This window comes from Synechococcus sp. MU1655, from assembly GCF_023630655.1.
GTDB lineage: Bacteria > Cyanobacteriota > Cyanobacteriia > PCC-6307 > Cyanobiaceae > Synechococcus_C.
This window is the reverse complement of sequence record NZ_JAKUHK010000084.1, coordinates 1-7,327: the sequence shown is the minus strand read 5'-3', so window position 1 is coordinate 7,327 and position 7,327 is coordinate 1. Positions and strand designations below refer to the sequence as shown.

Annotated in this window: 10 protein-coding genes; 6 read left to right on the top strand and 4 right to left on the bottom strand. The window is 47.0% G+C overall.

The genetic code is table 11. The features are described from left to right. The first annotated feature begins 963 nt into the window (after positions 1-963). Positions 964-1,095 (top strand): hypothetical protein, encoded by a 132-nt coding sequence (locus tag NCN04_RS10635; protein ID WP_284498610.1) that lies wholly within the window; start codon positions 964-966, stop codon positions 1,093-1,095. Positions 1,096-1,805: 710 nt separating this feature from the next. Here the strand turns inward: NCN04_RS10635 and NCN04_RS05590 are convergent. Then, a complete protein-coding gene (locus NCN04_RS05590) occupies positions 1,806-1,949 on the bottom strand; it encodes a hypothetical protein (RefSeq protein WP_245407283.1) in 144 nt (47 codons plus the stop codon). A gap of 415 nt (positions 1,950-2,364) precedes the next feature. Between NCN04_RS05590 and NCN04_RS05585 the strand changes: the two genes are divergently transcribed. Continuing rightward, positions 2,365-2,472 carry a DUF4278 domain-containing protein gene (locus NCN04_RS05585; RefSeq protein ID WP_157028554.1) on the top strand — a complete coding sequence of 36 codons (108 nt, stop codon included), beginning with the start codon at positions 2,365-2,367 and terminating at the stop codon, positions 2,470-2,472. 309 nt (positions 2,473-2,781) lie between these two features. On the opposite strand, the gene NCN04_RS05580 is transcribed toward NCN04_RS05585, so the two are convergent. After that, entirely contained in the window at positions 2,782-3,105 is a 324-nt protein-coding gene (locus NCN04_RS05580; protein WP_250395438.1) for a hypothetical protein, read from the bottom strand. 1,098 nt (positions 3,106-4,203) lie between these two features. On the opposite strand from NCN04_RS05580, the gene NCN04_RS05575 reads away from it, so the two are divergent. Beyond that, on the top strand, positions 4,204-4,533 hold the full coding sequence (locus NCN04_RS05575) for a hypothetical protein (RefSeq protein WP_250395437.1): 330 nt from the start codon (positions 4,204-4,206) through the stop codon (positions 4,531-4,533). A gap of 75 nt (positions 4,534-4,608) precedes the next feature. Here NCN04_RS05575 and NCN04_RS05570 read toward each other — a convergent pair whose 3' ends face one another. Then, complete coding sequence (locus tag NCN04_RS05570) at positions 4,609-5,424, bottom strand: bile acid:sodium symporter family protein (RefSeq protein ID WP_250395439.1); 816 nt, start codon at positions 5,422-5,424, stop codon at positions 4,609-4,611. A 393-nt stretch (positions 5,425-5,817) separates the two neighbouring features. On the opposite strand from NCN04_RS05570, the gene NCN04_RS05565 reads away from it, so the two are divergent. Continuing rightward, a complete protein-coding gene (locus NCN04_RS05565) occupies positions 5,818-6,207 on the top strand; it encodes a putative quinol monooxygenase (RefSeq protein WP_250395436.1) in 390 nt (129 codons plus the stop codon). A 57-nt stretch (positions 6,208-6,264) separates the two neighbouring features. Here NCN04_RS05565 and NCN04_RS05560 read toward each other — a convergent pair whose 3' ends face one another. After that, positions 6,265-6,489, bottom strand: coding sequence for a hypothetical protein (locus tag NCN04_RS05560; RefSeq protein WP_245407282.1), 225 nt, complete (start codon positions 6,487-6,489; stop codon positions 6,265-6,267). A gap of 116 nt (positions 6,490-6,605) precedes the next feature. On the opposite strand from NCN04_RS05560, the gene NCN04_RS05555 reads away from it, so the two are divergent. Both NCN04_RS05555 and NCN04_RS10755 read left to right on the top strand, forming a co-directional pair. Further along, positions 6,606-7,214, top strand: a complete 609-nt coding sequence (locus NCN04_RS05555; RefSeq protein ID WP_250395435.1) for a metallophosphoesterase — start codon at positions 6,606-6,608, stop codon at positions 7,212-7,214. Further along, a partial coding sequence (locus tag NCN04_RS10755) for an exodeoxyribonuclease V subunit gamma (protein WP_502988755.1) occupies positions 7,208-7,327 on the top strand: 120 nt, incomplete at its 3' end. The genes NCN04_RS05555 and NCN04_RS10755, both read left to right, overlap by 7 nt.

Here is a 7,327-nt window from a genome sequence, read left to right as displayed (position 1 = left end):
ATGGGTGAAGATGCTTGAGCATCAAAAGCACCAACAAGAAAGAGTCCTTGCGGAACGGCGATGGAGCACTTGATAATCACGTCACTTTTCTCAGAGAAGTTATCCTTAGCTCCAGAGCAGCTCACTCCAGCTGTTGCCAGGAATCACATAAAAAAAGACAAAGGTTCTCTAAGCCTCTGTCTTTGGAGTGCTGGAGTTACCAACTCTCAATAAATTTATAACACAGCTTGCGCATATAAGGTCAACAGATAAATACTCTTAAAAGCATTTCAACTTTATCACTTAATCACCAAAAAGCAGAGGCACTTCAATCCTCTGCCTTGACGTGTGAAGTGGAACCATTGCTCCCCTGCGTTGGCTCCTTTTCAAGATGGCTCTTGAATCGTTGACTGACCTTGGAACAGCGGTGAGCCGCAAAACATCAACTGCCTCCGCCGACGAAAGACCTCACGCCGACGTCACTAGATGGATTGACTGGATTATGAGATTATCGTGGTGCGGATCATGGCTCAAATTGAGCATGTATCATCAAAATGTGCTTTTCAAGTGATCCATCATTCTTGCCGCAGCGGTGTTGGACTGAATGGATAGAGAATTTGGGGGTGAGGTCAAAAACCGCCCCTTTGTTTTTGATGCACATCAAAATTGCGCCAAAGTGAGAGCCTGTCGGCTTCTCGCAGGGAGCGCTGGCTCATTGGCACTGCGCAAGGGGGCCGTTCTCAGCATTGAATTGTGACTCAGCAATCTTGCTAAGCATGCGCTCTGAATCTGTTAATTCACTGAGCTGAAGAATCTCCTCACCTTGCGAACCAACAACGCCTCACAGCTTTGATTCCACCTACCTCCCCCTCAAAGGAGGCCGAAATCCCCTTAGATGCTCCGAAAACAGCGAAATCGATCCGTGGCTTTACCTTTCGTTACAAATTTGCTAAGATTCGTAACAAGCGTTCCAATCACCTCTCGATGACCGACTACTCAACTGCCATCTTTGGCTTGATCACCTTCACTGCAGTCGTCTCCGCTGCTGTCGTTTACATCCTTGCCCAGCCTTCCGACCTGCCTGTCGTCAAGAAAGCAAAAGCGGCTCAAGATTGAGGCTTAGGCAAAAATCCCTACTGGATAAACCATGAATACTCAAGATCTGCTCGTACTCCTTGTCAGCTTCGGTACCGCATGCTTCGCGCTCAACATCTACAAATTGAATCAAGAACAACGGGATCAGTTTTAGATCATCGCTGATAAGGTCGGTCTTCAATGAATCCCTGAAAGGCCTGTATGAACGGAGATATTTTCTAGGTGTTGGGTTACACCGCCTGAGAAGATCATCCTGAGGTGATTTACATCGAAGTCATCGTCTCAATCGTGAGCGAACTGACGATATTAATCAAATAAATTTTGCATGAAGGGAGATTTAGCAAGGGTGTCCATGATGATGTTTCATTCAGTAAAAATTCCCAGCCCCTCTCATTCATCACTTGGACAACACTTGTAGGAACCACTTACCTCTGTTGACGCAAACTATACGAACACGTGGCGATCGCGTTGTGGGCGATGAGGCGTCCGCCACGGAAGACGCCATCACCATGGCCGAGTCAAGAAATAGTCATACGTCTGGATCAGATCTTTCCAAATCTAGAGCAATCAACATAAAGATCAGTTAGCGCATCCCATTGAATCAGAAATGATCCCTTCTTTCGTTGATTGGAGCGGTTCCGAGAGGTCAGGACAGCAGGGGAGTGCATAGGCCAAACGATTCATGGTTCTGCTGCCAAAAGTTGGCAAGCATCCTGGACAAAAAGCTTTGATCAGGCGACACCTGCGTGTGGCTCCTCATATAAGTCCTTCAGTTGGTCCAGTTCGGCCCTCAAATATTGAATCTCTAACCAGTCTGTAGAAAGCTCAATAGCAAGTTCCAGCCGCTCAATCTGACGCTTAAGAAGCAAGGACATCAGTCAAGGAATCGATTTCAATATCAAACCACTCTCTTAAGGAGATGCAACCCCGCAACGCCAGAAAACAAGTAAACGCAGGGAATTTGGCCATAAGAAGGACCTCCAAACCCTTGCGAACCAGGAAAGTCTTTTCTTCACTCTCTACGACTGCTGAAATGAGCGTTTCTTTGCTGACTGCTCATCACGTGTGAGGTATACGTGGATAACGAGAAAGCGGGCAGAGTGTTCTGTATAGAAAAGCTACAGAATTCAAAATCACATGCCGCTTTGTATCCCCTCGAACAACTAAAAGGGAGACATTATTGCTATAAAGATCAAGTAGCAACAGCTACAAACAACGTTCACCTCATTGACATGAGGCGCAGACTCGCCAGGCCACGGAACGGGGACCTGGATTTCTGAGGAACCCAAAATGACTCTCACCTATCGCGGCAAAAAGTACGTGCAGATCCAAGGTGCTGGTTTCGATTCATCGAAGAAAGCACTTCTGACCTACCGCGGCATTCCCTATGCAAAGTGATCTCAATTGATCACAACGAAGGCCCCCTTCTCTAAACCGTGGGGGCTTTTTTTATTGAGTCTTAGCGGTTTAGACCCTACCTAAATTCATCCACATCGATTGAACTCCATTGTGGAATCATGGCTGAAGACCGAAGCAATCTCGACATTCACTTCAATCTCATAGCCAAGCCAGGGATAAACAGACGAAAATGCTATCGTCCTGAGCCATTGCAGGATCCATTCACTCACTGACAGAGTGGAATGCGGTTGCTCATCCAATGGCAGTGAGTGTTATACAGATTATTTTTTTGGATAACCTCCAAACTATTCAAAAGCGAGTTTTACATTGAGCTGCATGGATTTGTAGCTCTCTTGCAAAGGCATTCGTTGATGGGTTGTAAGCATAGGGAGCCTTATTCCCTGAGTTCAGCGTGCCTGCAGAGCATTCAAAGCTCTTTTGATCGATCTCAAATCGAAAGTTCTCCACTTTGAATCCAGGTTGTTCTTCTGGAACTTGCTGTTGAATTTCAATAGGGGGCATGGGAGGAGCAGGGGGACCGGCAAGAAGCAAGGCAGCTGGCAGCCCATTCATCATGATGCCTCCAAGTCCCATCCAATATTGAATATAGGGTTTTACCAAGGTAAGAATCATCTCAACGAATCCTGGGGCCTTGAGTCACCTGGAGGGTATATCGGCCTGTACGAGTAAACGTGAGTGGGATGCTATTGATGCGAATAAAAGTCTTGCCTTGATTCCTTTCTAAGAAAGTGAATGCCCAGTTCTTGGAGTCCACAGTGACATTCCCACCTGACTGACGGAAATCACAAGGAAAGTTTTCTACAGGAGTGTCAATGCCGCCGTAACGAATGAGACGACACTGGGAGGGAACGATCTCGGCCCTGGATGGCACGACAAGGGTTGCAAGAGCAAAAACTGCTGCAGTGAATTGAACGCGGATCATGGGTATGCGCCTCCTTCCGATCATCCGAAATCGTATCTTGTAAGCCTATGAGAGCGTAGTTTTGTCACTAAAAACCTCACACCTAGGGAAAGGTGCGGGCGGTTGAAAGGGTGTGGCTGAGCAGTGCGCAGAACTATGAATTACGTGCGACCTTCATCCCATTCAGTTGCAGTGGCCACATCAATTCTTATTAATCCTTTGATCATGTTCCACATTTTTCAAGAAGTCTGTTCATCTCCACAGCCATTACAACAATGTTAGTCCTGCCTCTGCAATGACAAATATAATACTCCTCAAGGAACGATTGATCAGCCCTGCTTTGTACGATTCTAATCAAGCATGTTGGCATCACCACAGAGCAGAAGATGCAAGTCATTCACGAATCTTGCGCTGCACGTCAGCTCGCTCCAATCAACTGCGAACCATTGATTCAACACAGATGGAGTGAATCCCGTATGCATCCCTATGCTGTCATTATAGTTTAGTCCCAAGATGCTCACTGATTAACCGTTCAAGCATACGTATTACACCAACCAAATCACAAATGGATTACTCTCAAAAAATAACTGTGCGTGCCACCATCACGCTGAATTTGAATGTGCCCGAGCTTCAAAGCAGGGAACAACTCAATCTATGGATCAAGTCGGATGCAGCTCGCATTCACTTCATTGACCATTTGAAACCTGCGTCATTTGACGACCTGGAAGTGGTAAAAGCAGCTTCAGAAGCAGACTTCGTGAGCTAACAACTGCTCGTTGAGACAGTCTTGAGCAAGGTAACACTCACGTATGTCTATCAGCACGACAAAAGCAATAGGGCACCATGCCAACAGACTGGGGCTTCAGTGTTCTAAATGCAGGTCATGGCTGAGTACACACACACCATTGGGTAAAAAAAATCCATTGATGAGTGTCGAGGAAGCTCGACAGTTACTTTTAAAGGCTGAGAAGAGAAAGGCGATAGCAGATGAGGCGATTGATAAGATCACCAACGACCAGGATCCCTCCAAGAAGTTAGACAGCCTCAAGTTCTATGCAGATCACTTTGTTGAAGAAATGACTGACGCCTTAGAAGATGGATCCGTAGTTATTCAAGAAGTCGAAACTGAAAAACGTTAGCGTGGCTTCATGAATAAGCGCATAACCGTTATCGACAACAAGTGCAAATCATTAGGGATTCAGCAGATTCACTCATCACAAACTTCTCCTCCAAAGAACGAAGGGTACAATCGTTATTAACATCAAAACACTATATACAGCTGAAGGAAGACTGAAGCGACTCAATCCTCCTTGCAAAAGTTCTTCACTGATCAACGAACCAACAACAATGCCAATCGTTCCATTTTGAAAACCAGCCTCTACAGACAGCGAGGTAATCTGTGCTTTCTTTAAGCTCAGAAAATGACCAACCGCTAAACCTACGATTAGCATTAAAAGATTGAGCAGAAGCAACACTGGTCCGAGCACTGGAAGGTAAGCGATAAAAACATCCCACTGACCAATCAATACTCCGATCAAGACTGCAACAAACAAAACATTTGCCACTTGACTACTTGGCAACTGCCAGCGAACCGCAAGCTTTGGGGTCCACTGGCGAATCAAGACACCCAAAAGAACAGGAAGTGTTGCCAATGAAAAGACTTTTAAGCTTAAAGGGAGTATTGACAATCCAATCTCTTGCTGTGGGATAAAAATTGGTGCTGCGATGCTCAAAACAAGAGGGAGAGTTGCAGCTGTAACAAGACTGGCCAGTGCGGTATAAGAGATTGAAAGTGCTACATCTCCTCGAGACAGCTTAGTGACAAGACTTGATGTGATACCTCCAGGACAGCAACTCAAAATCATAACTCCAAGAGCGAAATCACCTTGCACACTAAAGATCCTCAGCAATACAAAAGCAATGAGTGGAAGCATTAAAAGTTGAGCAATTGCGCCAGCAATCAAGGCTTTTGGCTGATGAAGTGCAACTCCAAAGTCTTGTGGTTTCAGGGACAGTCCCAATGAAAACATGATGAAAGCGAGACTCCCAGTCAAAAGAAGTTCGATCAAAATTCCAGAGGCGACATAACAACCAACAATAATGCATAGTCAAACTCGTTCATTAGAACCGTTCCCCGTTACCAAGAAGAATCCCATAATCATAAAATCTCAGGGATCAAATCAAGAAGTTCAAAAAGACACGAGACGAATCATTCTCCACGACTTGACAAACCATTGAGCCAGACTTGGCATTTCGCAGTGCGCAAGAGACCGACCATACTGAACAGAAGCAATAAGTGTCTAAATGAATGCTTTTAAATGGCTATTCAGAGCATGCATTTCAATTCATTTAGAAGAACATTTTTGAAATGAGCAGAAACGCAGCGTGCTGTTTGGGAGAATCATCCAAATTGATTGCTCAACGTGGCGATTTTCGATCAATCCACTCCCTTCATGCTTCTGGCACGCATCCATGTCAAACCGGGCTGCGTCGATCAATATCTGGAACTCGCCCGGATCACTGACATAGCGGTTCAGTCGTCCGAGCCTGGCATGCTTCATCACACCTTTGATCAAGATCCGGACGACCCACAAGCGTTTGTCTGGTCAGAAGTTTATGCAAATGACGATGCATTTACGGCTCACGTCTCCAACCCACCTGTTCAAGAGTACTTGCAAAAGCATGCTGAACTTGGCGATGGCTTCAGAATTGAGGTTTATGGAACTGTCGGCGATGACTGCAAAAAGCTGATGGAGTCCTTCGGACTTCCCCTCAAGATTTATCCATCAAAGCTGGGTTACAGCAGAGTTTGATAAAACCAATCATGCGCTTCTTAAGCCTTAAAACGAATGCAATAGATCCGTCTTTTCCTAATCCCCAATAGTCACAATTGCTTCTTTATTTTTCCACCAAACCCAATCTCGAATCGGGGGTGTATCGCGGAGCTGCTCGCGCGTAAGGCCAAGCCTTAATTTCATCGATGCTCCCAGGAGTACGTCCAACATTTCTTCCCCATTGGCACACCGAGCAAGAGCCTCATTGGTGCGTTGGGCTCCATCCAGGGCATTCACGAGCAGGCTTACGCGACGAGCCACTGGCAATGATCGTGGGTCCACACCGTGTTCTCAAGGCCCATCAGAGTAAGCATTTTCACGCATCGCATTCGCACAAGTCAAGGGAATTAATGTGATGAGGCCATCTGTTGCCTGGCATGTCATCCCTCACCTGCAACCACTGGGTGGTCGGTGACGTACATGGCTGTTACCAGCCACTGCAGCGGTTACTCGGCGTCTTACCGAAACATGATCACGTCGTGTTTTGCGGAGATGTCATCAATCGTGGGCCCGATACCGCCTCAACCATGCAGCTGGTTTGGTCATTGGTCACGGCTGGACGAGCCACCTGGCTGCGGGGAAATCATGAGCAGGCTCTCCTACAGAGCCTCAGCGATCCTGAGCTCAACAGTGCCAACCCATGGCTGCCGCGCTTACAGCAGCTCCCTACCGTTTTTCGGGGATATGGCTGGGTGGCAACTCACGCAGGATTTGATGCGGCAGGTCATCCCGACCTGACCATTCGTGAACACTTCTGGGAGCATTACGACGGAAGCCATGGACTTGTGGTGATTGGTCACACCCCTCGACCGGAAGTGGAACGTCATGGACAAATCGTGATGCTGGATACGGGTGCGGTGTATGGAGGACAACTTTCGGCGTATTGCCCCGAGACAGAGGCTGTTGTCCAAGTCGAGGGAATTCAGAAGACAACGGCTGCTCCGCGAAACAGGATGGCCCCATTGCAGCAGGCAGTGCCTTGCTAACGGTCTACCGCAGCAATCGCACAGAGTTTCTTGCAACGCTTCTGGCACAGACGCTGACGCTTGACCCCCCAGGTCCGTTTGAAGAGCTGGAGATTGTGGTCAACACTTGGCCC